General features: G+C 41.8%; 3 protein-coding genes. All 3 read right to left on the bottom strand.

The features are described 5' to 3' along the window. Nucleotides 1-297, bottom strand: a 297-nt coding sequence (locus QZ359_RS09055) for a PTS sugar transporter subunit IIC (protein ID WP_293965905.1), incomplete at its 3' end; no start/stop codon positions are given. A gap of 56 nt (nucleotides 298-353) precedes the next feature. After that, a complete protein-coding gene (locus tag QZ359_RS09050; protein WP_070460178.1) occupies nucleotides 354-848 on the bottom strand; it encodes a PTS sugar transporter subunit IIB in 495 nt (164 codons plus the stop codon). Between the two features lie 14 nt (nucleotides 849-862). Then, entirely contained in the window at nucleotides 863-1,300 is a 438-nt protein-coding gene (locus tag QZ359_RS09045) for a PTS fructose transporter subunit IIA (RefSeq protein WP_293965904.1), read from the bottom strand. Nucleotides 1,301-1,391 lie beyond the last annotated feature (91 nt).

Genomic DNA, 1,391 nt, shown 5'->3' with positions numbered 1-1,391 from the left:
CGTGATATTGTTGGCATGAACAAATAAGATAGAAAGAGGAATTCCGATATAAGAGATAGCCCGCACATCGGCAGATACGGTACCACCAGGTGTTACCAAGGCGATATAAACGACTTGAAGGGCAACCCCGACCATGATACCGGTTGTCACATCTCCAAGAATTAAACCTGAGATCAACCCACCGATCAAGGGACGACCGAGTGTATAGTTCCCGATACTGGAACCTCCCATACCAGGCATTGAAGACAAGCTGGCGAAAACTGCAAGCAAGATTGCTTGAATCCATGAAATTGTCATAACAAACGCTCCTTTTGTTTGTAAATTTATTTACCTAACTAATAAAACTGTTAGGTTTAAAAACCAAATTTAGATTTGAAATCATCCCAGTAACCAATTGAAACATCCGGCAACAATTGGAATTTCACCTTATATCCTGCTGCTTGAATAGCCTGAAAGGCTTCTGCTTCTTCCTGGGTGATGGATTGGTTATTGCCCAATTTCACTGCACCAGGTCTATCATTTGCAGGGCCAACGATGATTTCTCTGACATCACCTGGGACAAAACCTTGATCCACCAAAATTTCCTTCATATCGATTGGGTTTTTGGTAATCAAGAAGTACCGACTGTCAGATTCCGTTACTTTTGCTGACTTTTCTTTAAAGGCTTCTTTTGTCCATACAAAGGTTTTCTTGTCTGATGCGCCTTTGTAAGCTTGGATCAAAACCTTGTTTGATGCTGCTGCATCGTTTACGGCAATCAAACCATCACATGGTTTTTCTTTTGCCCAGCGTGTGACTGTTTGACCGTGAATCATGCGGTCATCAATCCGTACAAATGTTACTACCATAAGGTACCTCCCTATTAAATATCGTCATCATCTTCTTCAGCACTAGTGGCTGAAACTTCAAAAGGTTGTAGTGCAGACTGTGCTTCTGATAAGATAGTTGCTGACATATCGTCTCCATCCAACACATCCTTCATCCCAACTGCTGTCAGGGCCATGGTGAGGTTCATCCCACCAAGAATCAAAGCTCCATCTAGCTTTCCAGCTTTTTCTAGAACCGTGGCTGCAGTGGTTAATGGACTACCACCTACAATGTCTGCCAAGACCAGCACAGAATCATCTGCTGTCAATTCTGAAATGCTCTCTCTAAAATCAACTGCAAAGTCATCGACCGATTTTCCTTCTTTAAGTCCAACTGCGATGACCTGATTCATCTTGTCACCAGCAAACATAGCTAGCGATGTTTTTAGTCCTTCTGCCAATCCACCATGACTGACTAAAATGAGATATTTCATTTTGCTACACCTCCTTTATTTGACTCTATTGTAGAATATTTGGAAGCGCTTTTACATTGTCAAATGTCACATGATAAACATGACATTTAGC

It is taken from the genome of Streptococcus sp. (assembly GCF_019414905.1).
In the GTDB taxonomy this organism is placed as follows: Bacteria; Bacillota; Bacilli; order Lactobacillales; family Streptococcaceae; genus Streptococcus.
Note: the sequence above shows the minus strand (reverse complement) of the source record. Positions and strands in the feature narration are given on the sequence as shown.